This is a genomic window from Streptomyces sp. NPDC058326, assembly GCF_042879855.1.
Taxonomy (GTDB): Bacteria; Actinomycetota; Actinomycetes; order Streptomycetales; family Streptomycetaceae; genus Streptomyces.
In genome coordinates, this window is the sequence record NZ_JBHVZO010000003.1 from 429,052 (window position 1) to 453,701 (window position 24,650).

A 24,650-nucleotide genomic window follows, 5' to 3' on the forward strand; every position below is an offset into this window, starting at 1 on the left:
TCAGGTCAGCAGGTCCCGTCGCCGCAGCCCCGTGAGGCCCGTTCCGACGAGGACCGCCGTCACGGCCGTCAGGAGCAGGACCGGGGGCCACGTCATCTCCTGGCCCGGGAGCTTCGGGAGGTGGGCGAAGGGAGAGAGGTCCAGGACCGTCTGCGGCAGACCGAGGGCCGGGCCGATCCAGCCGAGGGCCAGACAGAGGCCCGCCACGCCCCACGCGGCGGTCGCGGCCTTCGGGAAGGCGCCCCAGAGCAGGACCGCGAGGCCCGCGAGGGTCCAGACGGCGGGGAGCTGGATCAGGGCCGCGCCCAGGATCGGGCCGAGGTCCCGGCCGTACGAGAGGGCCAGGCCGAGCGCACCGAGGGCCAGGATCAGGACCGGACCGCCGAAGGCGATCAGCAGGTGGCCGGCCGCCCAGCGGAGCCGGCCGAGGGCGTTCGCGAGCAGTGGTTCGGCGCGGCCCGAGGTCTCCTCGCCGTGCGCCCGCAGCACCGAACCGACCGCGAAGAGCGCCGCGATCAGGCCGAACAGCGACACCATCGTGGCGAGGAAGGCGTCCGTGAGGGCGCTCTGGCCGCCCATCCGCTCGAAGATCTCGCGGGCCTGCTCGTTGTCGCCGACGAGGTCCGCCGCGCCCTCGACCATCCCCCCGAAGACGAGCCCGGCGAGCAGGAAGCCCACCGACCAGCCGAGCAGCGTGCCGCGCTGGAGCCGCCGGGCGAGCGCACCCGCCGTCCCGAGCCGCCCCTCGGCGGGGCCCGGCCGGGTCGCGAGGAAACTCGCGCCGACGTCCCGGCGGCCGGTCAGCGCGTACGCCGCCGCCGTCTGGACCAGGACGGCCGCGGCGATCAGGAGCAGCACCGTCCAGCGTTCACCGGCGAAGGCGCGGACGTGCTCGGCCCAGCCGATCGGCGAGAGCCAGGTCAGCGGGGAGCCGCCGTCGGCGGTGCCGGCGTCGCCCGCCGCCCGCAGGACGAACGCGAGGCCGAGGACGGCGGCCGTCAGGCCTTTGGCGAGGCGGGCGCTCTCGGTCAGCTGGGCGGCGAGCGCGGCCGTCGTCGCGAAGAGCATGCCGGTGCCGCCGACCGCGAGGCCGAGGGCGAGCGCCCCCGCCGTGCCCTGTCCTGCGAGGCCCGCCGTGATGACGAGGGCGACGGCGGTGTTGAGGAGGAGCGCGGCGAGGAGGGCGGCGGTGAGCGGCGCCCGGCGGCCGACCGCGCCGGCGGAGAGCATCTCCTGGCGGCCGGTCTCCTCTTCCTCGCGGGTGTGCCGGACGACGACGATCAGGCTGGCGACGGCGGCGAGGACGGCGGCGAAGGTGGTGAACCGCCAGGCGACGAGCCCGCCGACGGAGTCGTCGAAGACGGGCCCGTAGAGCGCGCGCATGGAGCTGTTGGCGGTCATGGACGCGGCGACCTCGGCCCGTTCGGCGGCCGTGCCGTACAGGCCTGCCAGGGAACCCGCGCCGCTCGCGACCATGCCGCCGGTACAGAGGGCCCAGAGCGGGATCATCAGCCGGTCGCGGCGGAGGGCGAGCCGGGTGAGCGTCCCGGTGCCGGTGAGGGCGACCGTGCTCATGACGCGGTCACCTCCTCCGCGTAGTGGCGGAGGAACAGCTCCTCCAGGGTCGGCGGCGTGCTCGTCAGGCTCCGTACGCCCGAGGCGGTCAGGGCGCGCAGGACGGCGTCGAGCTTGTCGGTGTCGACCTGGAGCCTGACCCGCGGGCCGGTCACGGAGAGGTCGTGGACGCCGGGGAGATGGGCGAGGCCGTTCGGTGGGGCGGCGAGTTCGGCGGTGACGCTGGTACGGGTCAGGTGCCGCAGCTCCGCGAGCGAGCCGGACTCCACGGTCCGGCCCTTGCGGACGATGCTGACCCGGTCGCAGAGGCTCTCGACCTCGCTGAGGATGTGGCTGGACAGCAGGACGGTCCGGCCCCGGTCGCGGGCCTCCTCGACGCAGTTCTGGAAGACCTCCTCCATCAGCGGGTCGAGGCCGCTGGTCGGCTCGTCGAGGACGAACAGCTCGGCGTCGGAGGCGAAGGCGGCGACGAGGGCGACCTTCTGCCGGTTCCCCTTGGAGTAGGTGCGGCCCTTCTTGGTGGGGTCGAGCTCGAAGCGTTCGATGAGTTCGGCGCGCCTGGCCGTGTCGAGGCCGCCCCGGAGCCTGCCGTACAGGTCGATGACCTCGCCGCCGGAGAGGTTGCGCCAGAGGGTCACGTCCCCGGGGACGTAAGCGATCCGGCGGTGCAGTGCGACGGCGTCCTGCCAGGGGTCCCCGCCGAGGACCTGGGCGGCCCCGGAGTCGGGGCGCAGGAGGCCGAGCAGGACGCGGATGGTGGTGGACTTCCCGGCGCCGTTGGGGCCGAGGAAGCCGTGGACCTCGCCGGTCTCGACGGTGAGGTCGAGGTCGTCGAGCGCGTGCGTCCGCCCGAAGGACTTGTGGAGTCCGGCGACGCTGATTGCCTTGGTCATGTTTTGGAACGTACGCTCATTTCACAAATTTGTGAAGTTAAGGAAACGTATAAAGTGAGGGAATGAGCGAGATGACAAGGACCGGCAAGGGCAGGGGGGCGGACGGCGTGCCGGCCGGCACGACGGACGCCGAGGCCGTCTCCCGTTTCGTGGAGCGCTTCGCCGCCGAACTCACGGAGGCCGGCATCCAGCGCATGGCCTCCCGCGTCTTCGCGGCCCTCCTCACGTCCGAGACCGGCTCCATGACCTCCGCCGAGCTCGCCGAACAGCTGCGGATCAGTCCGGCCGCCGTCTCCGGCGCGATCCGCTACCTCAGCCAGGTGAGCATGGTCAGCCGTGAACGAGACCCCGGCACCCGGCGTGAGCGGTACGTCCTGCACAACGAGCTCTGGTACGAGACCTTCACCCGCCGCGACCAGATTCTCACCCGCTGGGAGAAGCTCCTCCGCGAGGGCGCCGAGACGCTCGGCCCGGACACGGCGGCGGGCGCGCGCACGGCGGAGACGGCCGAGTTCTTCGCGTTCCTCCAGCGCGAGATGCTGGGAATCATGGACCGCTGGGCCGCCCACAGGGCGGCTCAGGCCGCCGGGACACCCTCCTCCTGAGGCGGCGCGAGCCACTGCGCCACCTCGGCGAACTCCGCCGTACCCGCCTCCAGGTACGGCTCCCGCGGCCACAGCACCCGACCACCGGACCGGGCGACCACGAGGGGCCGCCCGCGCTCGTCCAGGTCGAGCCAGCCGTGCAGCTCGACCTCCCCGGCGGGCTCGCCCGGCGCGGACGACCGCAGCAGCGGCAGGGCGCCCTCGGCCTTGTCCCCCGGCCCGCCGTGCGGCGCGAAGACGACGAGGACCGGGCTCCCGCTGTACGGATCGGCAAGCACCACGTACCGCTTCGGTACGGCCACGGGCGCGCCCGCCGTGCGGGCGAGGAGGCGGGCGGCGGACACGCCCGAGGTCAGCAGCCGGACCACGTTGACGCAGGCTCCCGCGGCCATGAAGAGGCCGAAGACGCCGAGCATCCCCGCGTCCTCGCCGCCGAGCCAGGCGAAACCGAGCAGGGCGGCCGAAACGGCGCAGGATCCCGCGGTCCACGAGAGCCCCGAGATCTCCCGCAGTCCCCGCACCCGCCACCAGGCCACGGCCCGGACGTCCGGCTCGGGACGGCGGCGCCGACGGGCCTTCGCCCCGGCCGCCTGCCGCCGGGCGGCCTCGGCGAGGGACGCGTACGGGAGGACGGGAGAGGCGGCCGCCGGGAGCGGCAGCCCGATCGCCGGGCGCTCGGCGAGGCCCCGCAGTTCCGCGAGGGCCACGGCCCGGCGGCGGGCCCCGGCCCCGCGTACCGGCCGGGTCCAGACCAGCGCGCCCCCGCCCGGCGGGGCGATCACCCCGCCGCCGCGCGGGTCGCCGCACCACCACAGCACCCCGTCGGGGCCGGGCTCCACGCGCGCGTACCGCTCCTTGACGGCGACCACCTGCCGGGGCAGCAGTACGCCGGGTTCCGCACCGGCCAGGACCACCACGCCCTTGGGCAGGGCCACCACGGCATGCGCCGACCAGTCCCCGGCGTCCAGGACCCGCCGCATCCGGCGGGCGAAACGCCGCGCGCCGAGGCCGAGCAGCAGCGCGAAGGCGCCGCCGGCCAGCGGGTACGGCAGGACCTCCGTGACCCAGTCGGCGCCGGAGGTGTTCAGGGACAGCACGCCCAGGGTCACGCCCGCGGCGAGGACGGCCGCGCCGGTCTTCACCCACAGGGCGGCCCGCCGCCGGTACCGGTCCAGTGCTTCGGCCGTTCCGGCCCGCTCCAACGCGCTCATACGCCCCCCCGTCGTCTGCGACGACCCTAAGGCGCGGCCCTCGGCAACGTCAGCCCCCAGGCCCCCGCCCGCACCGTCCACGTCCGCCGCCGCACCGGCCCCGTCAGGTGGCCGTCCGAGCGGTAGCGGAAGTCCGGGCCCGAGACCGTGAGGACGGTGGCGGTCGTGTGGTGGGGCGGGGCGGCCGAGGGCTGGACGGTCACCTCGGCCGTACCGGCGACCGAGCGGACCGTGAGGCTTTCGAGCGGCGTGTCGACGTCGGTGAGCAGCACCCCGTCCGCCTCCACCCGCAGCCGGTGGGTGCGGACCGCGAGCGCCGTCGGGGCCGGGCGGACCAGGGTGCGGACCAGGGAACGGCAGGTGCCCCAGACGGACGGGGCCGAGGACAGGGCGGAGGCGGCCGGCGCGCCGGGGATGCGGAGGCCGCCGAGGACGACCCCGTCGCTGTCGTCGACCAGCAGGTCAAGGCGTCGTACGGCCCCGTCGAGGACCGCACGCGCCGCGGCGGGGGTGGAGTGCGGCACGCCGAGCGCGTGGGCGACTTCCAGAGTGCCCGGAGTCCCTATCGGGACGAGGGCGAGGGCGCTGCCGGCGAGCTCCCGCTCCCGGTGCAGCAGGGCCACCGTACGGAGCAGCGCGCGGTCGTCGCCGAGCACCACGGGGCGGCGGGAGCCGCGCCGGGCCAGGGCTCGGAGGAATTCCTCAGGACTGTCCGGCAGGCAGATCTTCGCTTCCGCGCCCGCGGACAGGACATCTTTCGCGATCCGTACGGACTCGCCGTCACTTCGGCGGGCGACCGGGTCGACGATGACCAGCAGCTGGTCGTGATCCGACACCTCGGTCCTTCCTCGGGTAGCATCTTTGTGCAAGAGCCCCTTGCGCTATTGCGCCAGGGGCTTCGTCTATTCCGGGGCACACCGGTGAGGCGGCTTCGGCCCCTGACCCTGGACATGCCCCACCCGGAAGGGGTGTACGCCTGTGCCCGCACTTGTGCTGCTCGGTGCTCAGTGGGGTGACGAGGGCAAGGGAAAGGCCACCGACCTCCTCGGTGGATCCGTGGACTACGTGGTGCGCTACCAGGGCGGCAACAATGCCGGCCACACGGTCGTCGTAGGCGACCAGAAGTATGCGCTCCACCTCCTCCCTTCCGGAATCCTCTCGCCGGGGTGTACCCCGGTGATCGGAAACGGTGTCGTCGTCGACCCGGCGGTCCTGCTCTCCGAGCTGAGCGGGCTGAACGAGCGCGGCGTGGACACGTCCAAGCTCCTGATCAGCGGCAACGCTCACCTGATCACTCCGTACAACGTCACCCTCGACAAGGTGACGGAACGGTTCCTCGGTAAGCGCAAGATCGGCACCACGGGCCGTGGCATCGGCCCGACCTATGCCGACAAGATCAACCGCGTCGGCATCCGGGTCCAGGACCTGTACGACGAGTCGATCCTGAACCAGAAGGTCGAGGCGGCGCTCGAGGGCAAGAACCAGCTCCTCGCCAAGCTCTACAACCGCCGCGCGATCGACGCCGCCCAGATCGTCGAGGAGATGCTCCAGTACGCGGAGCAGATCAAGCCGTTCGTCGCGGACACCACGCTGATCCTCAACAACGCGCTCGACGAGGACAAGGTCGTGCTCTTCGAGGGCGGCCAGGGCACGCTCCTGGACGTCGACCACGGCACGTACCCCTTCGTGACCTCGTCGAACCCGACCGCGGGCGGCGCCTGCACCGGCGCCGGCGTGGGCCCGACGAAGATCAGCCGGGTCATCGGCATCCTCAAGGCGTACACGACCCGTGTCGGCGCCGGCCCGTTCCCGACGGAGCTGTTCGACGAGGACGGCGAGGCGCTGCGCCGCATCGGCGGCGAGCGCGGTGTCACCACCGGCCGTGACCGCCGCTGCGGCTGGTTCGACGCGGTCATCGCGCGGTACGCGACCCGGGTCAACGGCCTGACCGACTTCTTCCTCACCAAGCTCGACGTACTGACGGGCTGGGAGCAGATCCCGGTCTGCGTCGCGTACGAGATCGACGGCAAGCGCGTCGAGGAGCTGCCCTACTCGCAGACCGACTTCCACCACGCGAAGCCGGTCTACGAGATGCTGCCGGGCTGGTCCGAGGACATCACCAAGGCCAAGACCTTCGCGGACCTGCCGAAGAACGCGCAGGCGTACGTGAAGGCCCTGGAGGAGATGTCGGGCGCCCCGATCTCCGCGATCGGCGTCGGCCCCGGCCGCACCGAGACGATCGAGATCAACTCCTTCCTGTAGGGACACGCGCGACGAAGGGCCCGCACGCCGGTTCACCGGGGTGCGGGCCCTTCGCGCACGTCAGACCGCCCGGTCTCAGTCCAGCTTCGTGTCCCGGCCGACCTTCTCCCACGCCGCCAGGTCGCCGCGGACCATCTCCAGGTGCATCAGGATCGTGTCGATCGAGTCGTCGCCGAGGGCGAGCCGCAGCGGGGTCTCCTCCGCGTCGAGGGCCGCGAGCACCGCCGCCGCGGCCTTCGCCGGGTCCCCGACCTGCGTGCCGCCGCCCGCCTGCGTGCCGCCGCCCAGCTGCGTGCCACCACCCGTTTCCACGAACGTCCGGGTCGGGCCCACCGTGTCCGCGTAGTCGGCGATGCCGCCGCCGCTGAGGCTGCGGTTGCCGAAGAGGTTCGTCCGGAAGACGCCCGGCTCGACGATCAGGACGCGGATGCCGAGCGGCCCGACCTCCGCCGCCAGCGCCTCCGACATGCCCTCCAGGGCGAACTTGGTCGCGCTGTACGCCCCGAAGCCGGCCATCGAGGCCTGCCCGCCGACACTGCTGAGCTGCACGATCGCGCCCGAACGGCGGGCCCGCATGTGCGGCAGGACCGCGCGGGTGAGGGCGGCGGGGCCGAAGACGTGCAGGTCGAAGAGGGAGCGCAGCTCGGCGTCTTCGGTCTCCTCGACCGAACCGACGTGGGTGCGGCCCGCGTTGTTCACGAGGACGTCGATACGGCCGTGCCGCTCCGCGACGTCCCGCACGACCGCGTCGATCGCCGCCGTGTCGGTCACGTCGAGGGCGACGGCCTCGACCTGGTCGGGGTGGGCGGCGACCAGGTCGTCCAGGGTCCCGATCCGGCGGGCCGCGGCGACGACCACGTCACCGGCCGCGACGGCCGCCTCGCTGAAGGCGCGCCCGAAGCCGCTGTTGGCGCCGGTGATCAGCCAGACCTTGCTCATGTCCGTACTCCCTCGTCCGTGTCCGTCGTCGTCCCAACAAGACTGCCCGGCGCGGCTGTTGGCCGTCCAAGATCCGTCGTGATAACCCATGGGCATGACCATGGACGTGCACGGACGGGACCTGCGGTACTTCGTCGCCGTGGCCGAGGAGCTCCACTTCACCCGGGCCGCCGACCGGCTCTACGTCTCGCAGCCCGCGCTCAGCAAGCAGATACGGGCCCTGGAAAGGCAGCTGGGCGCGCCCCTCTTCGACCGTGACCGGCAGGGCGTGGCCCTCACCCCCGTCGGTACGGCCCTGCTGCCGCACGCCCGCGCCGTGCTCGCCGCCTGGGAGGAGGGCGGGGAGGCGGTACGGCGGGCCAGGGAGGCCGCCGAGGGGACCCTGGTCGTCGGGATGAGCACCAGCCCCGGGCGGGGCGGCCTGCTGCCCGCGATCCGCTCCCGTCTCACCGGGGCCCACCCGGAGGCCCGGCTGAAGCTGCGCCACGTCGGCTGGGAGGACCCGACGGCCGGCCTCGCCGACGGCACCAGCGACGTGGCGTTCGTCTGGCTTCCGCTGGCCGGCGCGGACCGCTTCCGCTGGGTGGTCGTGGCCACCGAGCCCCGGCTCGTCGCCCTTCCGGAGACCCACCCGCTGGCGGCCCGTGAGAGCCTGGACTTCGCGGACCTCCTCGACGAGCCGTTCCTCGCCCTCCCCGACCGGGGACCCGAACTGCGCGACCACTGGCTGGCCCTGGACGCCAGGGGCGGGCGCGCGCCCGTCGTCGGCGCCGTGATCGGCAGCACCGACGAGGCGTACGAGGGTCTCGTCGGCGGCGTCGGCATCTGTCTGGTCGCGACCGGCAACGCGCCGCTGCTCACGCGCGGCGGCGTCGTCACCCGGCCGGTCGACGGCCTCACCCCCAGCCGTCTCGCCCTCGCCTGGCGCGCGGACGACACCCGTCCCCTGGTTCACGCCTACGCCCGCGCGGCGGCCGAAGTCGGCTCCCGGGAGGCCTGAACTCGCCTTGCCCACAAGGCGAGTTGGCCCCCTAATGGGTCTCCACCGTTCGGGCTCCACTCAAGCGTTGTTCCATCTCGGGGGGAAGCATGGGAACACCAGGAACACCGTCCACACCGCCGCCGCCGTCCCACCCGCCCCACAGCGGAACCGGCTCGATGCAGAGACTTCCGCTGGTCATCAGCAAGAGACTGCTCTGGGTGAACGGAGCGGCCTATCCGCTGGAGAACATCGTCCGCGTCTACACCTTCGTCCTCCGGCCCCGACGGGCCGAGGCCGTCCTCACGTTCGCGAAGCGCTCCGGGCTCACGCTCCTCGCGGCACTCGGAATCGGCTTCTTCGCGTTCCTGGCCGAGGCCTTCCGCCGGGGGGAGGAGCCGGGCGGCTTCCTGAGCTTCCTGTACCAGCTCTCCTTCCTGGCCGTCGTCGGCGCCCTGATCTGGTTCCTGGTCGACATGCTGATCGTGGTCACCGCCTCCGCGCACGACGTGCTGGCGATCGAGACGAACGGCCGGTCGACCGCGATGGTCTCCGGAGAACGCGGCTACCTGAACGAGCTCGTCGGACGGATCGCGACCGCGATCGACGAACCGGACGCGGAACTCACGGTCACCGTGGGAGCGCTCACGATCAGCAGCCCCAGCAACTACTACTTCGGGGACTCCGTGAACATCTACGGCGGCAGCGGCAACACGGGGGTGGCGAAGTGACGGCGGGGGACCACTTCCACGGCGACGTGGTGCACATGCACCAGACCACGGACAGCGTCGGCATCGACAAGCGCACGATGGCCGCCGGCCCGCCTCCTCCCGCGTCCCCCGACCTCGAACAGGCCCTGGCGACCCTGTTGCCGCTGCTCCAGGAGCTCCGCCGGCAGCTGGGCGAGGAAGCCCGCCCCCTCGCCGTACGGACCGTCGAGCAGGCGGAGGCGGAGGTCACCTCCTCGGTCGAGCCGGAGACCCGCCGCACCGCCCTGGAACGGATCGGCGGAATCGCCGAGACGGCGGGCCCGGCCGGCGCGGCCGCACTCGCCGTGATCCACCAGATCCTGGTGCTGCTCGGCGGATAGCACCCCTACGACCGGTAGTACTCGTTCGCTTCGCCGTCCAGCATCGGGTAGACCAGGAGCCGGTCCTTGCCGTTGAGCTTGTCGACGACCAGGTAGCGGGAGAGGCCCTCCTGGCATTCGCGGTCCCAGGCGTTGGTGTCGCGGGTCGCGGGGCCCACCACCAGCAGGTTGCCCGCGGCCGCGAGGACGGCCGTGGTGCCGCAGGACCAGTCCTCGTCGGTGGTCACGCCGTCGACGGTGCGCGGGTAGCCGTCGAGGGTGCTCATCACGGGAGCGCCGACGGGGCCCTGGGTGATCGTCACCCGTGAGGTGTAGCGGTCGTCGTTCTCGCCGTAGATCTCCGGTGTGGGGATGCGCGACCAGGTGCCGAGGAACCTGGCGGGGATGACCTCGGTGCCGGTGGGGGCCTTGCGGAAGGTGGCCTTCGCGGTGCCGGAGGTCCACTCCAGGACGTCGGGGGAGCGGAGGGTGAGGGTCTGGTGGGCGGCGGGGACACAGCGCTCGGCGGGCACGCTGGTCGTCACGTCGGACTCGCCGTAGACGACCTTGTCCTCGTCGGCCGAGACGAGCCGGGAGCGGCCCATGCACAGCCGGTTCTCGGCGACCTGGACGTAGACGGCGTTCTTCGTGCCGGCCGCGCCCTGGCTGATCTCGATCCGGGCGGTCTCCCTGGGATCGTCGGGGGAGCCCTGGAGGACGCCCTCCCAGGCGCCGAGGAACGCGGCCGGGACGATTCCGGCGGGGCGGGCGGAGACGCCGCCCGTGTCGCCGCGGGCCTTGTTCCTCTGCTCGTCCCCGCCGATGTCCGGGTCGGGCCAGAAGGTGTACGTGATCCCCGCCGCGGCCGCCACCGCGAGGGCCGTGAGACCGGCGATCAGAGGGGTCCGGCGACGGCGGGGCGCCGGGGCCGGCGCCGAGGGCCGGGTCGGGGCCGAGGGCGGGGCGGACGGCAGGGGTGTGGGCGGCGTCGGGTCCCCGGCCCCCGTGGCGGAACCGCTCCCCGTCTCCGCCTCCAGGAGCCGGGCCGCGTGGCGGCCGAGCCGGGCCAGCACGTCCGCCGGCAGCCAGGGGTCGGGGACCGGCAGGGTCTCGGCGATCTCGGTGGCCGAGGGGCGGCCCGCCGCGTCCTTGGCGAGGCAGGCCCGGATCAGTCCGGCGAGCTCGGGCGCCAGATCCGTCAGGTCGGGCTCGTCGTGGGCGATGCGGAACATGGTGGCGTGGACGCCGCTGTCGGCCGTACCGAAGGGGGAGCGCCCGGTCGCCGCGTACGCGAGGACCGAGCCGAGGCAGAAGATGTCCGAGGCCGGGGTGAGGTGCTCGCCGCGCACCTGTTCCGGCGACATGAAGCCCGGTGAGCCGACGACCGCCCCCGTGGTGGTGAGGTTGCCGCCCTCGGCGACCGTGTCGACGGCGCGGGCGATGCCGAAGTCGATGATCCGGGGGCCGTCGACCGTCAGCAGCACGTTGGACGGCTTGAGGTCGCGGTGGACGAGCCCGGCGGCGTGGATGTGGACGAGGGCGCGGGCGAGCCCCCCGGCCAGCGCCTTCACGGTCGCGGGCGGCAGTGGCCCGAACTCGTCGCCGACCACGGTCCGCAGGGAAGGCCCCGGCACGTAGCCGATGGCCACCCACGGCGACTCGGCGGTGGTGTCCGAGCCGAGGACGGGTGCCGTGCCCGTCCCGCCGACCCGCTCCAGGGCGGAGACCTCCCGGGCGAACCGGCGCCGGAACTCGTCCTGGGCGGCCAGTTCGGCGTGCACCACCTTCACGGCGACGGTCCGTCCCCCGTGCGATCGCGCCAGGAACACCCGGCCCATCCCGCCGACGCCGAGGCGGCCGAGCAGACGGAACGGGCCGATGGCGTCCGGGTCTTCCGGGTTCAATGGCTCCACGTCGTCAGAGCATGCCAGACCGGGCGTCAGCCGTCCCCGCAGATCCGCAGCCCCTCCGGGGTGGCGCAGGGCAGGTGGCCGTGGGTGCGGATGACGTCCTGGCCGCGGCCCCGGCTGAGATAGGTGAGGAAGCTGGAGGTCAGCGAGTCGGTCGGGGGTTCGCCCCAGGTGTAGGCGTACTCGATTTCCCGGTACGGGTAGCCGGACTCGCCGATCTCGTCGAGGACGGCCCCGCGTCCGTCGACGGCCACCCGGTGCAGGCCCTTGAGGCCACTGCCGGAGCGGAGTTCGGTGTAGCCGATGGCGCCGGGGAGCCGGGCGACGGTGGACAGGACCTGTTCGGTGGAGTCGAGTTCACAGCGGACGACCTTCGACGCGGGGTCGTCGAGGTGCTCGCAGTCCCGGGAGGAGTTGGCCGGTTCGTTGCGGCCGAGGACGCGGCGCTGGAAGACCTCCCGGGTACCGGAGTTGGCATCCCGGCTGACAAGGAGGACCGGCTGGTCCAGGCCGGGGACGAGCTCGCTCCAGTGGGTGATGTCGCCCCGGTAGATGCGGCGGATCTGGTCCAGGGTGAGGTCGTCGACGGGTATTCCGTCGTTGAGGACGAGGGTGAAGAGGGAGACGGCGACCATGCTCTCCCGCAGCTGCGGGTAGCCGCCGGGCTTGCGTCCGTCGGAGAGGGCGATGACGGCGGGGGAGCCCTTCGCCTTCTTCGCCCCGGCGGCGGCGAGCTCCCGTACCCCGGAGGTCGAGCCGTGCGCGTCCACGGTCACCGTCGCGCCCTCGCAGTCCTGCTCGTAGGCCCTGGCGACCTCGCGCAGGGCGGGCGCGAAGGCCGTCGAGCCGGTGACGGTGAGGGCGCCGCGGGCGCAGCCGATCGGCGGCGGGGTCCGCTCCCGGACGATGATCGAGGCCAGGACCATCACGCAGGCGGTGAGGATGATCGTGACGTTGCGGGCGGTCGGGCTGAACCGGGCCGCCTTCTCGTCGGGGGTGGTGCTCCTGTTGCGCCGGATCGAGCCGCCCTGGAGGGTTCCCTCGATCTTGATGTCCTTGTCGGCGACACGGCCGGAGAGCTGCACGAGCAGCTTGAAGTACTGGCCGCGCTCCAGGGCCACCCTGGGGACGAGGACGGCGCTGCCGTTCCGGCCCAGCCTGGGCGGGCGCTCCAGCTCGTCCCGTATCGAGACCTGGCCGGCCGGGACGGTGGCGACGACGCCTTGGACCTCCCGCTCGCCGAACGTGATCCTGAGCCCGTGGGGGTGGGCCGCGGGCCCGTAGTCCTCGGAGCTGATGTCGAGGTCCCGGTCGTTCTCGATGCGGAGGAGGACGAGCGTGGACTCGTCGGCGGGCGGGGCCATCCCGACCACCTGGCCCTCCCGCACCGTCATGACCTCGCTGTCCCGGTCCTCCGCCCGGTGGAGCGGGGTGTTGAGCTGTACGCGGTAGCCGAGCCGCTTGCGCTGCGGCGAGATCCGGTCGATCCAGACGACCGCGACCGAGACCAGGACACCGAGAAGCGCCGTCCCCAGGGCGATGACGTTCTCTGCGGTTATCCACTCCATGGCCGGGACGGTACGGACGTCTGTACGAGCGCGGGGGCGGCGTAGCGGGCGGCCACCTGGACTTCTCCGTTCCGTCAGGTGGACGGGCAGAGGTTGCCGGGGGTGTGGAGCGTGGGTGTAATGGCGACGAGGGGGCCTTCTGTCTGAGGAGTACCCCATGCGTGTCGTCGAAGTGACCGCCTACGGCGGGCCCGAGGTCCTCAGAATGGCCCGCAGGCCCGAGCCCGAGGCCGGGGACGTCCCCGGGCGGGTGCGCGTCCGGCTCAAGGCGGCCGGTGTGAACCAGGCCGACCTGCGGATCCGGGCCGGCCGGTACGCCGACGCGGTCGGCGACCTCAAGCCCCCGTTCGTCCTCGGGACGGACTTCGCGGGCAGGCTGCTCGACCCCGTGCCCGGGATGGCGGACGGCACTCGCGTGGCCGGTTTCATGCCCTGGTACGAGGAGCTGACGGGCGAGGGCACGTACGCGGAGGTCGTACGGGTCGCCCCGGAGTGGCTGGCCCCGATCCCGGACGACGTGGACTTCACCGTGGCCGCGTCCGTGCCGCTGGCCTCGGCGACCGCGCAGCAGGGCCTGGACCGGCTCGCGCTCCAGGAGGGCGCGACGCTGCTCGTGACGGGTGCGAGTGCGGTGGTGGGCCGGCTGGCGGTGCAGTACGCCCATGCGGCGGGGCTGCGGGTGGTGGCCGTCGCCCACGAGGGCGACGAGAGCGAGCTGAGGGTCCTCGGCGCGGACCACGTCGTCACGCGCGGTGCGGCGGAGGACGTGGTCGCCCGGGTGGTCGAGGGCGACCCGTACCGGGTGGACGCGGTCTTCGACGGGGCGCTCGTCGGTGAGGGCCTGCTCCCGGTCCTGAAGGACGGAGGCGTCTTCGTGGCGCTCGCCCCCGACCGGGTCCCGACCCCGGAGCGGAACATCCGGGTCGAGACCGTCCGGGCCAGGCCGGACGCGGCCCGTCTCAAGGAGAGCCTGGAGAAGGTGGCGGCCCGGCAGCTGATCACCCGGGTGGCCGACGTCATGCCGCTCGAGGAGGTCGCGGAGGCGCACCGCAGGGCGGAGGCGGGGCACCGGCCGGGCCGGATCGTGCTGATGATCTGACCTGCGGAACGACGGGCATCCGCTGGGTGTGCGGCGGGGCGAGACCGGTCCTCGGACCTCCTGAGGACCGGTCTCACCTGTTCAGAAGAGGTGCTTGTCGCTCTCCGGGAAGCCGTTTCCGATCAGGGCACGCGGGGCGTAGTAGCCCGCGCCGTCGCCCTGGTAGAACCAGAGGTTGCCGTAATCCTTGTCCACGAGAAGGTCGCGGCCGACGAGGTCGGGACGGCTGTCGCCGTTGAGGTCGCCGGGGGCGGCGAGGGCGCGGTAGATCTGCCAGCCCTTACCGATGTTGGTCTGTGACGCGTAGCCGCCTGCGGTGTCGCCCTTGTGGAGCCAAAGGTCTCCGGCGGCATCCCTGCCGATGAGGTCCGTGCGGGCAGGGCCGTTCTGGTCCGGGGCGAAGTCGCCGGCGGCGATCAGCTTGTCGTAGGTGCCCCACGATTTTCCGGAGGCGGGAGGACCGACCTGTACTCCGGTGGGTTCGTAGCCACCGGCGGCCGTGCCGGGGTGACGCCACAGGTTGCCGTCATCGCGCACGAGAAGGTCGGGGTAGCCGTCGCCGTCGGTGTCGCCGGGAGTGAGTACACCGTCGGCGCCCGCGAACCCGCTTCCCACTTTCACGCGGGTACTGCCGGAATAGCTTCCGGTCGCGGGATCGACCGGGTAACTCCACAGGCCGCCGTCCGGGTCCACAGCGACCAAGGTGCTTCCCTGACGGGAGACGTGAAGCATGTCCCGCCAGCCGAATCCGACCTTGCACGCGCCCGCGATGCCTTCGCCGGGCTTGGCGGCATAGCGGAACAGTGCGCCAGAGGCGTCGACGCGGAAAACCGCTCCCTTGGCGAGATCGGCGGGTGTGGTGGGTACGCAGTCCGCCCAGCGGGCGGCGCCACGCAGGAGTGCGTGGTCGGACACGGCCGGATCCTGCTCCAGTGCGTCGCCCTTCACCTCATCGAAGAAGCCAGAGGTGACGAAGATGTAGTCGATCTTCCTCGGGGTGCCGATCGGATCACCGTTGAGATCAAGCTTCGGAGGCTGAGTGGTTTCACCGGAACGGCACCACGCCAACAGCACGAGGTCACCGTCCTTACATTTGTCTTTCCCCTCCTGAAAGAAGCTGACGTCGGTCTCGTCGACCTCGGTCATGTGGCCGTACGACTCCTGCCATGGAACCGAAGTCGACTTGTAGAACGGATCCGTGCCCGTGTTCCACGGCTGAGTGTTGAAGTCGCCGCCGAGAATGACCGGAATCGGATTCGTCGCAGCTGACTGCCATGCCTCGACCTGGTTGCCGAGCTTCACCGCCTCGGCGTTGCGGAGGGCCGCGTCGTCCGAACCCTCTGCCGCCCAGTAGAGGTGGACGGAACACGCCCACGTGATGCGGTTCTGCAGGTAACTCTTGACGCAGGGGGCCGCGATGTTCTCGGACTCCTTGCGGCCCGTCTTGGTGCTTGGGTTCGTGTAGGTGTTCAGATCCAGAGTTTTCCTCTCCTCGACGATCCCCTTGGTGAACACGGCCATCCCGTAGCCCAGATTGCCCTTGCAGAGGCCGGTCTCACCCGGGATTGTTTGCGCATAGTGCCCGCTGTAACCTCGCGGAACGAGCTGCGCCAAGATGCTTTTGTACTGGTACTCGCAGATCTCCTGAACGAAGACGACATCCGCCTTCCAGCCGCTCGGGCTGGTCTCGCCGACGACCTTGCCTTCCCGCAACGCGTCATTGGTCAGACCGTTGCGGACGCAGTCGTTGCCGCAGATGTTGTAGGTCGAGAACCTGAGCGGCGGTGCCGTGCTCGAGTCCACGTCTGCCGCGCGTGCGGTCTGTGCGCCGGTGACGCCGGCGACGAGCAGGAACACCAGGCTTCCCAGCATGGCCAGCCCTGACTTGAGTGGTCTCACGTAACTCCTCGGAACCCCCGACCTCCGGCCGGGGAGCGCTGAAACGTACCGGCGTTCGACAGGCAAGTGAGCGTGAAGGTTGTACGCGACTTCCAAGCCCGGGTTTTGGTCTAGACCTTGACAGGTTCAGACCAAGCGCGCTTCGCTGTGGCTTCCCCACCCGGCCCCACCCGGAAGGAAGCACGCATGCTGCGCAAGCTGGTCACCCTGATGGCCGCGCTCTGTACGGCCGTCGGGCTCGCCGTACTCCTCCCCGCCGCCTCCGCCGGAGCCGCCCCCGCCTGCGTGGGCGCCTGGAGCTCCGGCAGCGTCTACACCGGCGGCATGACCGCCTCGTACAACGGCCATAACTGGTACGCCAAGTGGTGGACGCAGAACGAGCGCCCCGGCACCACCGACGTCTGGCGCGACGAGGGCGTCTGCGGCACCGACGGCGGCGGGGGTACCCCGGCCCCCTCCGGATTCGTCGTCTCCGAGGCCCAGTTCAACCAGATGTTCCCGAACCGGAACCCCTTCTACACGTACGCGGGCCTCACCGCCGCCCTGAAGTCCTACCCCGCCTTCGCCACCACAGGCGGGGAGACCGTCAAGCGTCAGGAGGCCGCGGCCTTCCTCGCGAACGTCTCCCACGAGACCGGCGGCCTCGTCCACATCGTCGAGCAGAACACCGCCAACTACCCGCACTACTGCGACCGGAACCAGCCCTACGGCTGCCCCGCAGGGCAGGCCGCCTACTACGGCCGCGGCCCCATCCAGCTCTCCTGGAACTTCAACTACAAGGCCGCCGGTGACGCCCTCGGCATCGACCTGCTCAACAACCCCTGGCGGGTCGAGCGCGAGCCGGCCGTCGCCATGATGACCGGCCTCTGGTACTGGAACACCCAGAACGGCCCCGGCACCATGACCGCGCACAACGCCATGGTCAACGGCGCCGGCTTCGGCCAGACCATCCGCGCGATCAACGGCACCCTGGAGTGCAACGGCGCCAACCCGGCCCAGGTCCAGAGCCGGGTCACCAAGTACCAGCAGTTCACCCAGATCCTGGGCGTCCCCACCGGGGCGAACCTGTACTGCTGACTCGGGGAAAAGCCCGTCAAATAGGTCATGCGCAGACCTATTTGCCTCCTAACGTCGGTCCCATGAGCGACGTCAAAGCCGTCCCGGACGGCTACACCACCGTTACGCCCTGGGTCATCGGACGCGACACGGCAGGGCTGATCGACTATCTGAAGCGGGCCTTCGGGGCCGAGGAGGTGGGTCGGTTCGTCCTGGAGGACGGCAGCGTCGGGCACGCGGAGCTGAAGATCGGGACCGGGCGGATCATGGCCTTCGACAGCCCGCCCGGCTGGGACCCGACGCCCGCCTTCGTACGGCTGTACGTGGAGGACGCGGAGGCCGTGCACCGGCGGGCGGTCGAGGCGGGCGGCACCTCCGTGACCGAGGTGACCCACCTGTTCTTCGGCGACAAGGTCGGCCGGGTCCGCGACCCGTACGGCAACCTCTGGTGGATCCAGACCCACATCGAGGACGTCTCCGAGGAGGAGATGGCGCGGCGGCTGACCGACCCGGAGTTCACCCGGGCGATGCAGTACGTGTCGGGGGCCCTGCGGGGCGGTCCCGATGCTCCGCCCGCCGCTCGCTGACCCTCTCCAGGGCCGCCGAGAGCCGGTCCAGGACCCGTACCGTCTCGTCGAAGGCCTCCTGGCCGCCCAGCTCCCGCAGGAGCTCGGCGGCCAGCTCGGCGTGACCGGGGCCGATGCGCCGGATCGCCGCCCGGCCCGCCTCCGTGGGGGCGAGGAGCTTGGCGCGGCGGTGTGCCGGATTCGGCTCGTACGCGGCAAGACCCTCCCGTACGAGCAGGTCGGCGATCCGCTGGACGCTCTGCCGGGTGATGCCCATGACCCGGGCGATCCCCGCGACGGGGAGGGGCTCGGGGAGTACGGCTCCGAGGACCTGCCACCAGGCGGCGGTCAGGCCCGCAGGTTCGGCCAGCCTCTCCGAGACGGCGAGGAACTGGCCGTTGAGGCGGAAGACGCCGAGGGCCGTGCGGGAGAGGGCGTCCTGCTGCTCGCGGCTCACGAGTTCAGTTCCTCGAAGGCCGCCGGGTCCGAGTCGTGGAAGAGCCGGTACCAGGCGTCCCGCTTGCCCTCGTACGCGCCGAGCCGGGCGAAGATCTCGCGGGCGAAGGCGACCGGCTCGGTCGGGCCGGCCGTGATGAGGTCCCCGTCCCGCACGGCGTCCGCGTCGACGTAGTGCTCGCCGCCCTTGTAGCCGGTGGCGGCGAGGTAGAAGGAGACCGCGCTCGTGTGCGGGCGGTCGTCGAGCAGGCCTTCCTTGGCCAGCCCGGCCGTGGCACCGCAGATCGCGGCGACCGGGACCCCGGCGTCGAGGAAGGCGCGGGCCTTGGCGGTGAAGGGGGCGAGTTCGTCGCCCTCGTCGTACTTCTCGGCGCCCGGGAGGATCAGCAGGGCGCTGTCCTCGGGGCGGAGGTCGGCGAGCGCGAGGTCGGGGACGATCCGGATGCCGGCGAGGGTGGTGACGGGCACTCCGGCGACCGGGCCGACGGTCCTGACCGTGTATCCGGCGCGGGCCAGCCAGGCGGTGGCGTGGCCGGTCTCCCAGTCGGCGAGGGTGTCGTAGACGGCGAGGTGGACGGTCATGGTCTCAGTCTCGGTTCCCATGACAGAAGACTGTCATGACGACAGTACGCTGTCAATCGAGCCGGGGCAGAACAACGTGTCGCGTCCGCCCCGGTCTCGGTGGACAAGATGGCCATGGCCCGCCCCACCTGCGGTTCCTTACCCTCGACCCCATGACCCCTCATGTCATCGAACCCGATCCCCAGGCCGGCGCCGCCGTCAAGGCAGCCGACCGCGCGCACGTGTTCCATTCCTGGTCCGCCCAGGGCCTGATCGACCCGCTCGCCGTCGCCGGCGCCGAGGGTTCGTACTTCTGGGACTACGACGGAAACCGCTACCTCGACTTCACCAGCGGCCTCGTCTACACCAACATCGGCTACCAGCACCCCAAGGTCGTCGCCGCGATCCAGGAGCAGGCCGGGAAGCTCGCCACCTTCGCGCCCGCCTTCGCGATCGACGTCCGCTCCGAGGCCGCACGCCTCATCGCCGGGCGCACCCCGGGCGACCTGGACAAGATCTTCTTCACCAACGGCGGCGCCGAGGCCGTCGAGAACGCCGTCCGCATGGCCCGGCTGCACACCGGCCGCACGAAGGTGCTCTCCGCCTACCGCTCGTACCACGGCGCCACCTCCACCGCGATCAACCTGACCGGTGACCCGCGCCGCTGGGCCTCCGACAACGGCTCCGCCGGCGTCGTGCGCTTCTGGGCCCCCTTCCTCTACCGCTCGCCCTTCTACGCCACCACGGAGGCGGAGGAGAGCGCGCGCGCCCTCCAGCACCTGGAGGACACGATCGCCTTCGAGGGTCCGGCGACGATCGCCGCGATCATCCTGGAGACCGTCCCCGGCACCGCCGGCATCATGACCCCGCCGCCCGGCTACCTCGCCGGCGTCCGCGAGATCTGCGACAGGTACGGCATCGTCTTCGTCCTGGACGAGGTCATGTCGGGCTTCGGCCGCACCGGAAAGTGGTTCGCCGCAGACCACTTCGACGTCGTGCCCGACCTGATGACCTTCGCCAAGGGCGTGAACTCCGGCTATGTGCCGCTCGGTGGCGTCGCCATCAGCGCCGAGATCGCCGCCACCTTCGACAGGCGCCCCTACCCGGGCGGACTGACGTACTCCGGTCACCCGCTCGCCTGCGCCGCCGCCGTCGCCACCATCCAGGTGATGGAGGACGAGAAGGTCGTCGAGAACGCCGCCCACATCGGCGAGACCGTCCTCGGCCCGGGCCTCCGCGAGCTCGCCGAGCGCCACCCGTCCGTCGGCGAGGTCCGCGGCATGGGCGTCTTCTGGGCGCTCGACCTGGTGAAGAACAAGGAGACCCGCGAGCCGCTCGTCCCGTACAACGCGGCCGGCGAGGCCAACGCGCCCATGGCCGCCTTCGGTGCCGCGGCGAAGAAGAACGGCCTGTGGCCCTTCGTGAACATGAACCGCACCCACGCCGTTCCCGCCTGCAACGTCTCCGAGGCCGAGGTCAAGGAAGGCCTCGCGGCCCTCGACGCGGCCCTCTCGGTGGCTGACGAGCACACGGCGTAACCGCAGTACCGGGGAGGTTTCCTCCGTCTGGACTAGGGTGTCCCGAAGCCGGACGGAGGGGGCCGACCCATGCCCGCGAGCGGAGCTGTCACCCGCAACACCTTGCGACAGCAGATCGCGGACGCGCTCCGTGACGAAGTGCTCGCGGGCCGTCTCCAGCCGGGCGAGGAATTCACCGTCAAGCAGATCGCCGAGCAGTACGGCGTGTCCGCGACGCCCGTACGGGAAGCCCTCGTCGACCTCTGCGCGCAGGGCCTCCTCGACTCCGACCAGCACCGCGGCTTCCGCGTCCACCAGTACTCGGTCGACGACTACCGGGGGATGGTCGAGGCCCGGATGCTCGTCGTCGACGGCATCTTCCGCCGCCACGCGCCCGCGACGACCCCGCCTCCGGCCGCCGAGCCCGACCCCGGCATCGGGGTCGCGCTCGTCTCCGTGCGGCGCCGCGGTGAGGCGGCGGCCCGCGCGGCCCGCGCCGGGGACCTCGACATCCTCATCGGGTACGACATCCGCTACTGGCGCGAACTGGGCCGCCTGGTCTCCGCCAACGACTACATCGCCGACTTCCTGCACAAGCTCCGCGTCCAGGCCTGGGTCTTCTCCGTGCCGTACCTGCGCTCCGAACGGGACATGCTCGGCTGGCTCTGGAGCGGGCACGTCGATCTGGTCGACGCCATCACCCGCGGCGACGCCGACGCGGCCGTCGCGGTCGTGCGCGCGTACAACACGCACTCGATGGAATGGGCGGACCGCCTGGAGCGGCGGGGCGGTTGAGGCCCGGTCTCCGGGGGCAGGTCCTCAGGGGGTGAGCGGTGACCGCGGGGCGCCGACTAACCTGGCCGTCCCCGCGAACGCCCGCGAGCGTCCCCCGCAACTGACGGAGAGCGAGCCTCCCTTGGCCTGTGACCTGTGGCTGGTCCCCCTCGTCGACGTGCTGTGCCACAGCCCCGACAACCCCTTCGCCGAAGAGATCGCCGCGTACGACGCCGTGCTCAGCGCTTCCGGGCTGCCGACCGTGCCCGTCTACGCGTACATGCCAGGGCTCTCCGGCGACGTCGCCCCGATCGCCGGCTTCGACTACGAGGCCCTGCACTTCCTGCGGCGCGCCTACCTCCTCCAGATGTGCGGACTGCCGGTCGAACCGGTCGGTGAGCTCGGCGGGGACTACGAACAGCTCCTGGAGATGTTCGAGCCGACCGCCCAGCAGTCGCACCTGGTCTGGCACTACGACCACGCCGGGGCGTACGTGCCGGTCGACTTCCCGGTGCCGCTCGCCAGCGACGAGCTCCTGGAGGGCGGCGGGCCGCTCGGCTCCTCGTACGGGCTCCTGCGCGAGCTGGAGTTCGTGGCGCCCTCGATCGGCATCGACCCGGCGAACCCGCCGGCGGCCCCCGTACCGCCGGAGCGGCCGACCACCCTGGAGGAACCGGCCGTGCCGGTCCCGCTGGACGGGGGCCCCTTCGCACGGGAGCGCCATGTGTGGCTGGGACTGCACGCGGCGGCGACCCGGAGCCTGGCGCAGGGCTCGATGATCATCCTGAGCTGACGGGGTCGGTTCCCTGCGCACCCCTCCGGGGGCCCAGGGGGTGTCTTGTCGATCACGCCGCGAGCCCGGCCTGATCGACAAGACATCCCCTAGCGGGCCTCCGGAGGCCGCTGGCGCGGCATGTTCGGGCGGGTGCCGGGCGGCAGCGGGAAGCGGCCCGAGGGGTGGGAGCTCTCCGCCCGGGCGGGCATCACGCCGACCGACTGGAGCGCGAGGGGCGCCGGGCCCGAGCGGAACTCGACCATCCAGTCCGCCGTCTCGGCCCGTACGAGCTCCGTCACGTCCTCCGAGAAGCGGCGCAGCACGCCCAGGCATCGCTCGGCCGCCTCGCTGGCCGTGCCCTCCGTGGGGCCGAGCACCTCCCGGACGCTCTCCGACGCCCAGTCGAACTGCAGCGCCTGGAGACGCCGCTGCACCGCCTGGGCGGTTGCCACGTCCCTCATCCAGCCCGACGTCAGGCCGAAGTACCGGTCGCAGGCCAGGCAGGCGGCACCGAGCAGCAGCGAGAGATAGCCCCAGCCGGCGGCGCCCGCCGCGATCCCGGTCAGGTCGAGCAGGGGCAGCGCGGCGCCCGCGATCACCCCGGCGGCCGTGCCGATCCGCAGCATCCGGGCGCAGCGGCGCTTGCGGGCGCGGTCGGAGAGGTACCACTCGGCGGTGCGCAGGGCGTGGGACTCCACCCAGCGGTACAGCTCGTCGAGCCGCTCGGCGGGCTCGCCCCAGTCGCCCAGGGGGAACGGCGTACCGGTCAGATCGCGGTGGACGTCTCCCCCGGGGGGTCCCGGCGGCTGCATCTCCGGCTGCTGGCTCACCGGGGGACTCCTCTGTTCAGCTCAACGCGCGTGTCCTTCTGTGACGTGCGGTGCACGTGGTGCCCGCCCTTCCTACCGCCGAATGGTGGGCGGTGGGCCCGGAATCCCGGGATTTCCGCCCGCAAGGGGGCCTTGATCAGGTAGAGGAGCCCGCAGTTTCTCACTCGAAAGAGTGATGGAGGCGGGGCGGGCGGGGACCACGTAGGCTCGGCGTACCGACATACGGACGTACCGAACCTCAGGAGTGACCGTGATTCCCGGTGGTGGTCAGCCCAACATGCAGCAGCTTCTCCAGCAGGCCCAGAAGATGCAGCAGGACCTCGCCCGAGCCCAGGCGGAGCTCGCCGCGACCGAGGTCGACGGGCAGGCGGGCGGCGGCCTGGTCAAGGCGACCGTGACGGGCTCCGGCGAGCTGCGCGGCCTCGTGATCGACCCCAAGGCCGTCGACCCGGAGGACACCGAGACGCTCGCCGACCTCGTCGTGGCCGCCGTCCAGGCCGCCAACGACAACGCGCAGCAGCTCCAGCAGGCCAAGCTCGGCCCGCTGGCGCAGGGCATGGGCGGCATGCCGGGCCTCGGATTCTGAGACCGCTGAGCGCGGGGCCTTCGAGGCCCTGCCTCCCGCGGGCTTCTTAGGCTCGCTTCGAGCCACTACCGTAAGAATCAAGCACCCCCTTGAAAGGGCGTTCCGTGTACGAAGGCGTGGTCCAGGACCTCATCGACGAACTGGGCAGGCTGCCCGGCGTCGGTCCCAAGAGCGCGCAGCGGATCGCCTTCCACATCCTCCAGGCGGAGCCCACGGACGTCCGGCGGCTGGCGCACGCGCTCCTGGAGGTCAAGGAGAAGGTCAGGTTCTGCGCGGTCTGCGGCAACGTGGCCCAGCAGGAGCACTGCAACATCTGCCGAGACCCGCGCCGCGACCTCACCGTCATCTGTGTGGTCGAGGAGCCGAAGGACGTCGTGGCGATCGAGCGGACCCGCGAGTTCCGCGGGCGGTACCACGTCCTCGGCGGCGCGATCAGCCCGATCGAGGGCGTCGGCCCTGACGACCTGCGCATCCGCGAACTGCTCGCGCGGCTCGCCGACGGTGCCGTCACCGAGCTGATCCTCGCGACCGACCCGAACCTGGAGGGCGAGGCCACCGCGACCTATCTGGCGCGGATGATCAAGCCCATGGGACTCAAGGTGACCCGGCTTGCCAGCGGCCTTCCGGTCGGCGGCGATCTGGAGTACGCCGACGAGGTGACCCTCGGCCGTGCCTTCGAGGGACGGAGGCTGCTAGATGTATGACGACCGGGCCGGCGCGCTCTCAGGGAGGCTCCTCGATGTCTGACCCCACGCTGCACGCGATCACGCAGAACCCCGACGACTTCGCCGTCCAGATCGCCGACTCCATCGAAAGCTTCATCGTCGCGACGACCGAGGTCGCCAAGGGCGACGAGCCGGACAGCGCGGTTCCCTTCCTGCTCCTGGAGATCTCCCAGCTGCTCCTCGCGGGCGGCCGGCTCGGCGCGCACGAGGACATCGTCCCGGACGAGCGCTACGAGACGGACACGGGCCTCGAACCCGACATGGACGACCTGCGCGAGCGGTTCGCCGTGCTCCTGGAACCGGTCGACGTCTTCTCCGAGGTCTTCGACCCCTATGAGCCGCGCAAGGCGCCGGTCCCGGCCCGGATCTCCGACAACCTCGCCGACATCGTCGCCGACCTGCGGCACGGCCTCGCCCACTACCGGGCCGGCCGGACCAGCGAGGCCCTGTGGTGGTGGCAGTTCTCGTACTTCTCCAACTGGGGCCCCACCGCCTCGGCCACCCTCCGGGCGCTGCAGTCCCTCGTCGCCCACGTCCGCCTCGACCAGCCGCTCGCGGCCCTCGACGGTCTCGACATCGACGAGGACCTCACGGAGGACGACCTCGCGGAGGAGGCGGGGCGCGTGATGGTGGAGGAGATCGGCACTCCGCTCGGAATGCGCCCGCTCCGCAAGTAGCCGATCGCCGCGTCTGATCACACTGTGAGCGCCCTGTCTCAGTATTCGATATCACATGGGTGTTCGCGGGGCGCTCGTTAGACTGAGCCGATCGCAGCGCCGGCTGCGGCACACACTG

General features: G+C 71.8%; 25 protein-coding genes. 14 read left to right on the plus strand and 11 right to left on the minus strand.

Annotated features, from left to right (window positions below; genetic code table 11):
* Both ACFVYX_RS07635 and ACFVYX_RS07640 read right to left on the minus strand, forming a co-directional pair.
* On the minus strand, positions 1 to 1,575 hold the full coding sequence (locus ACFVYX_RS07635; RefSeq protein ID WP_389680413.1) for an ABC transporter permease: 1,575 nt from the start codon (positions 1,573 to 1,575) through the stop codon (positions 1 to 3).
* Positions 1,572 to 2,468 carry an ATP-binding cassette domain-containing protein gene (locus ACFVYX_RS07640; protein ID WP_389680414.1) on the minus strand — a complete coding sequence of 299 codons (897 nt, stop codon included), beginning with the start codon at positions 2,466 to 2,468 and terminating at the stop codon, positions 1,572 to 1,574. The genes ACFVYX_RS07635 and ACFVYX_RS07640 overlap by 4 nt, the downstream gene beginning before the upstream one ends.
* 71 nt (positions 2,469 to 2,539) lie before the next feature.
* Here ACFVYX_RS07640 and ACFVYX_RS07645 point away from each other — a divergent pair, with 71 nt between their 5' ends.
* The gene (locus ACFVYX_RS07645) at positions 2,540 to 3,073 is read left to right on the plus strand and encodes a GbsR/MarR family transcriptional regulator (protein WP_389680605.1); all 534 of its coding nucleotides are present in this window, start codon (positions 2,540 to 2,542) and stop codon (positions 3,071 to 3,073) included.
* Here the strand turns inward: ACFVYX_RS07645 and ACFVYX_RS07650 are convergent.
* Positions 3,046 to 4,284 carry a hypothetical protein gene (locus tag ACFVYX_RS07650; protein ID WP_389680415.1) on the minus strand — a complete coding sequence of 413 codons (1,239 nt, stop codon included), beginning with the start codon at positions 4,282 to 4,284 and terminating at the stop codon, positions 3,046 to 3,048. The two genes, ACFVYX_RS07645 and ACFVYX_RS07650, sit on opposite strands and share 28 nt — an antisense overlap.
* A 26-nt stretch (positions 4,285 to 4,310) precedes the next feature.
* On the minus strand, positions 4,311 to 5,120 hold the full coding sequence (locus ACFVYX_RS07655; RefSeq protein ID WP_389680416.1) for a diacylglycerol kinase: 810 nt from the start codon (positions 5,118 to 5,120) through the stop codon (positions 4,311 to 4,313).
* Positions 5,121 to 5,262: 142 nt separating this feature from the next.
* Between ACFVYX_RS07655 and ACFVYX_RS07660 the strand changes: the two genes are divergently transcribed.
* Positions 5,263 to 6,546, plus strand: coding sequence for an adenylosuccinate synthase (locus ACFVYX_RS07660; protein ID WP_389680417.1), 1,284 nt, complete (start codon positions 5,263 to 5,265; stop codon positions 6,544 to 6,546).
* Between the two features lie 75 nt (positions 6,547 to 6,621).
* Here the strand turns inward: ACFVYX_RS07660 and ACFVYX_RS07665 are convergent, their stop codons facing one another.
* On the minus strand, positions 6,622 to 7,485 hold the full coding sequence (locus tag ACFVYX_RS07665; RefSeq protein ID WP_389680418.1) for an oxidoreductase: 864 nt from the start codon (positions 7,483 to 7,485) through the stop codon (positions 6,622 to 6,624).
* 94 nt (positions 7,486 to 7,579) lie between these two features.
* On the opposite strand from ACFVYX_RS07665, the gene ACFVYX_RS07670 reads away from it, so the two are divergent.
* From ACFVYX_RS07670 to ACFVYX_RS07680, 3 genes are all read left to right on the plus strand, one after another.
* Positions 7,580 to 8,485: a LysR family transcriptional regulator gene (locus ACFVYX_RS07670; protein WP_389680419.1), complete on the plus strand. Its 906-nt coding sequence runs from the start codon at positions 7,580 to 7,582 to the stop codon at positions 8,483 to 8,485.
* Between the two features lie 158 nt (positions 8,486 to 8,643).
* Positions 8,644 to 9,195, plus strand: coding sequence for a DUF6232 family protein (locus ACFVYX_RS07675; protein WP_389680420.1), 552 nt, complete (start codon positions 8,644 to 8,646; stop codon positions 9,193 to 9,195).
* Entirely contained in the window at positions 9,192 to 9,554 is a 363-nt protein-coding gene (locus tag ACFVYX_RS07680; protein ID WP_389680421.1) for a hypothetical protein, read from the plus strand. Before ACFVYX_RS07675 ends, ACFVYX_RS07680 begins: the two co-directional genes overlap by 4 nt.
* Positions 9,555 to 9,559: 5 nt before the next feature.
* Here the strand turns inward: ACFVYX_RS07680 and ACFVYX_RS07685 are convergent, their stop codons facing one another.
* Together ACFVYX_RS07685 and ACFVYX_RS07690 are read right to left on the minus strand one after the other, a co-directional pair.
* Positions 9,560 to 11,446, minus strand: coding sequence for a serine/threonine-protein kinase (locus tag ACFVYX_RS07685; protein WP_389680422.1), 1,887 nt, complete (start codon positions 11,444 to 11,446; stop codon positions 9,560 to 9,562).
* A gap of 26 nt (positions 11,447 to 11,472) precedes the next feature.
* Positions 11,473 to 13,011: a substrate-binding domain-containing protein gene (locus ACFVYX_RS07690; protein WP_389680423.1), complete on the minus strand. Its 1,539-nt coding sequence runs from the start codon at positions 13,009 to 13,011 to the stop codon at positions 11,473 to 11,475.
* Between the two features lie 157 nt (positions 13,012 to 13,168).
* Here ACFVYX_RS07690 and ACFVYX_RS07695 point away from each other — a divergent pair, with 157 nt between their 5' ends.
* Positions 13,169 to 14,110, plus strand: a complete 942-nt coding sequence (locus tag ACFVYX_RS07695) for an NADP-dependent oxidoreductase (RefSeq protein ID WP_389680424.1) — start codon at positions 13,169 to 13,171, stop codon at positions 14,108 to 14,110.
* An 81-nt stretch (positions 14,111 to 14,191) separates the two neighbouring features.
* Here the strand turns inward: ACFVYX_RS07695 and ACFVYX_RS07700 are convergent, their stop codons facing one another.
* Complete coding sequence (locus tag ACFVYX_RS07700) at positions 14,192 to 16,009, minus strand: endonuclease/exonuclease/phosphatase family protein (protein WP_389680425.1); 1,818 nt, start codon at positions 16,007 to 16,009, stop codon at positions 14,192 to 14,194.
* 186 nt (positions 16,010 to 16,195) lie between these two features.
* Here ACFVYX_RS07700 and ACFVYX_RS07705 point away from each other — a divergent pair, with 186 nt between their 5' ends.
* Entirely contained in the window at positions 16,196 to 17,086 is an 891-nt protein-coding gene (locus ACFVYX_RS07705) for a glycoside hydrolase family 19 protein (protein WP_389680426.1), read from the plus strand.
* A gap of 62 nt (positions 17,087 to 17,148) precedes the next feature.
* The gene (locus ACFVYX_RS07710; protein WP_389680427.1) at positions 17,149 to 17,652 is read left to right on the plus strand and encodes a VOC family protein; all 504 of its coding nucleotides are present in this window, start codon (positions 17,149 to 17,151) and stop codon (positions 17,650 to 17,652) included.
* Here the strand turns inward: ACFVYX_RS07710 and ACFVYX_RS07715 are convergent.
* On the minus strand, positions 17,582 to 18,088 hold the full coding sequence (locus ACFVYX_RS07715) for a MarR family winged helix-turn-helix transcriptional regulator (RefSeq protein WP_389680428.1): 507 nt from the start codon (positions 18,086 to 18,088) through the stop codon (positions 17,582 to 17,584). The genes ACFVYX_RS07710 and ACFVYX_RS07715 overlap by 71 nt on opposite strands.
* Positions 18,085 to 18,690, minus strand: a complete 606-nt coding sequence (locus tag ACFVYX_RS07720) for a DJ-1/PfpI family protein (RefSeq protein ID WP_389680429.1) — start codon at positions 18,688 to 18,690, stop codon at positions 18,085 to 18,087. The genes ACFVYX_RS07715 and ACFVYX_RS07720 overlap by 4 nt, the downstream gene beginning before the upstream one ends.
* A gap of 131 nt (positions 18,691 to 18,821) precedes the next feature.
* On the opposite strand from ACFVYX_RS07720, the gene ACFVYX_RS07725 reads away from it, so the two are divergent.
* The 3 genes from ACFVYX_RS07725 to ACFVYX_RS07735 all read left to right on the plus strand — a co-directional run bounded on the left by ACFVYX_RS07725 (position 18,822) and on the right by ACFVYX_RS07735 (position 21,732).
* The gene (locus ACFVYX_RS07725; RefSeq protein ID WP_389680430.1) at positions 18,822 to 20,186 is read left to right on the plus strand and encodes an aspartate aminotransferase family protein; all 1,365 of its coding nucleotides are present in this window, start codon (positions 18,822 to 18,824) and stop codon (positions 20,184 to 20,186) included.
* Positions 20,187 to 20,255: 69 nt separating this feature from the next.
* Positions 20,256 to 20,960: a GntR family transcriptional regulator gene (locus ACFVYX_RS07730; protein WP_389680431.1), complete on the plus strand. Its 705-nt coding sequence runs from the start codon at positions 20,256 to 20,258 to the stop codon at positions 20,958 to 20,960.
* Positions 20,961 to 21,081: 121 nt separating this feature from the next.
* Complete coding sequence (locus ACFVYX_RS07735) at positions 21,082 to 21,732, plus strand: hypothetical protein (protein WP_389680606.1); 651 nt, start codon at positions 21,082 to 21,084, stop codon at positions 21,730 to 21,732.
* Between the two features lie 89 nt (positions 21,733 to 21,821).
* On the opposite strand, the gene ACFVYX_RS07740 is transcribed toward ACFVYX_RS07735, so the two are convergent.
* Complete coding sequence (locus ACFVYX_RS07740) at positions 21,822 to 22,526, minus strand: SLATT domain-containing protein (protein ID WP_389680607.1); 705 nt, start codon at positions 22,524 to 22,526, stop codon at positions 21,822 to 21,824.
* Positions 22,527 to 22,794: 268 nt separating this feature from the next.
* Between ACFVYX_RS07740 and ACFVYX_RS07745 the strand changes: the two genes are divergently transcribed.
* From ACFVYX_RS07745 to ACFVYX_RS07755, 3 genes are all read left to right on the plus strand, one after another.
* Positions 22,795 to 23,130 carry a YbaB/EbfC family nucleoid-associated protein gene (locus ACFVYX_RS07745; RefSeq protein ID WP_389680432.1) on the plus strand — a complete coding sequence of 112 codons (336 nt, stop codon included), beginning with the start codon at positions 22,795 to 22,797 and terminating at the stop codon, positions 23,128 to 23,130.
* A gap of 104 nt (positions 23,131 to 23,234) precedes the next feature.
* The gene (gene recR, locus ACFVYX_RS07750; protein ID WP_389680433.1) at positions 23,235 to 23,834 is read left to right on the plus strand and encodes a recombination mediator RecR; all 600 of its coding nucleotides are present in this window, start codon (positions 23,235 to 23,237) and stop codon (positions 23,832 to 23,834) included.
* A 35-nt stretch (positions 23,835 to 23,869) separates the two neighbouring features.
* Positions 23,870 to 24,532 carry a DUF5063 domain-containing protein gene (locus tag ACFVYX_RS07755; protein WP_389680434.1) on the plus strand — a complete coding sequence of 221 codons (663 nt, stop codon included), beginning with the start codon at positions 23,870 to 23,872 and terminating at the stop codon, positions 24,530 to 24,532.
* Positions 24,533 to 24,650 lie beyond the last annotated feature (118 nt).

Excerpts from the sequence above, each read along its gene's own strand:
- ACFVYX_RS07640 (WP_389680414.1), bottom strand. The coding sequence starts at position 2,468 with ATGACCAAGGCAATCAGCGTCGCCGGACTCCACAAGTCCTTCGGGCGG.
- ACFVYX_RS07665 (WP_389680418.1), bottom strand. The coding sequence starts at position 7,485 with ATGAGCAAGGTCTGGCTGATCACCGGCGCCAACAGCGGCTTCGGGCGC.
- ACFVYX_RS07705 (WP_389680426.1), top strand. The coding sequence starts at position 16,196 with ATGCTGCGCAAGCTGGTCACCCTGATGGCCGCGCTCTGTACGGCCGTC.
- ACFVYX_RS07730 (WP_389680431.1), top strand. The coding sequence starts at position 20,256 with ATGCCCGCGAGCGGAGCTGTCACCCGCAACACCTTGCGACAGCAGATC.
- ACFVYX_RS07695 (WP_389680424.1), top strand. The coding sequence starts at position 13,169 with ATGCGTGTCGTCGAAGTGACCGCCTACGGCGGGCCCGAGGTCCTCAGA.
- ACFVYX_RS07650 (WP_389680415.1), bottom strand. The coding sequence starts at position 4,284 with ATGAGCGCGTTGGAGCGGGCCGGAACGGCCGAAGCACTGGACCGGTAC.
- ACFVYX_RS07690 (WP_389680423.1), bottom strand. The coding sequence starts at position 13,011 with ATGGAGTGGATAACCGCAGAGAACGTCATCGCCCTGGGGACGGCGCTT.
- ACFVYX_RS07645 (WP_389680605.1), top strand. The coding sequence starts at position 2,540 with ATGACAAGGACCGGCAAGGGCAGGGGGGCGGACGGCGTGCCGGCCGGC.
- ACFVYX_RS07755 (WP_389680434.1), top strand. The coding sequence starts at position 23,870 with ATGTCTGACCCCACGCTGCACGCGATCACGCAGAACCCCGACGACTTC.
- ACFVYX_RS07725 (WP_389680430.1), top strand. The coding sequence starts at position 18,822 with ATGACCCCTCATGTCATCGAACCCGATCCCCAGGCCGGCGCCGCCGTC.
- ACFVYX_RS07635 (WP_389680413.1), bottom strand. The coding sequence starts at position 1,575 with ATGAGCACGGTCGCCCTCACCGGCACCGGGACGCTCACCCGGCTCGCC.
- ACFVYX_RS07740 (WP_389680607.1), bottom strand. The coding sequence starts at position 22,526 with ATGCAGCCGCCGGGACCCCCCGGGGGAGACGTCCACCGCGATCTGACC.
- ACFVYX_RS07675 (WP_389680420.1), top strand. The coding sequence starts at position 8,644 with ATGCAGAGACTTCCGCTGGTCATCAGCAAGAGACTGCTCTGGGTGAAC.
- ACFVYX_RS07710 (WP_389680427.1), top strand. The coding sequence starts at position 17,149 with ATGAGCGACGTCAAAGCCGTCCCGGACGGCTACACCACCGTTACGCCC.
- ACFVYX_RS07670 (WP_389680419.1), top strand. The coding sequence starts at position 7,580 with ATGACCATGGACGTGCACGGACGGGACCTGCGGTACTTCGTCGCCGTG.
- ACFVYX_RS07720 (WP_389680429.1), bottom strand. The coding sequence starts at position 18,690 with ATGGGAACCGAGACTGAGACCATGACCGTCCACCTCGCCGTCTACGAC.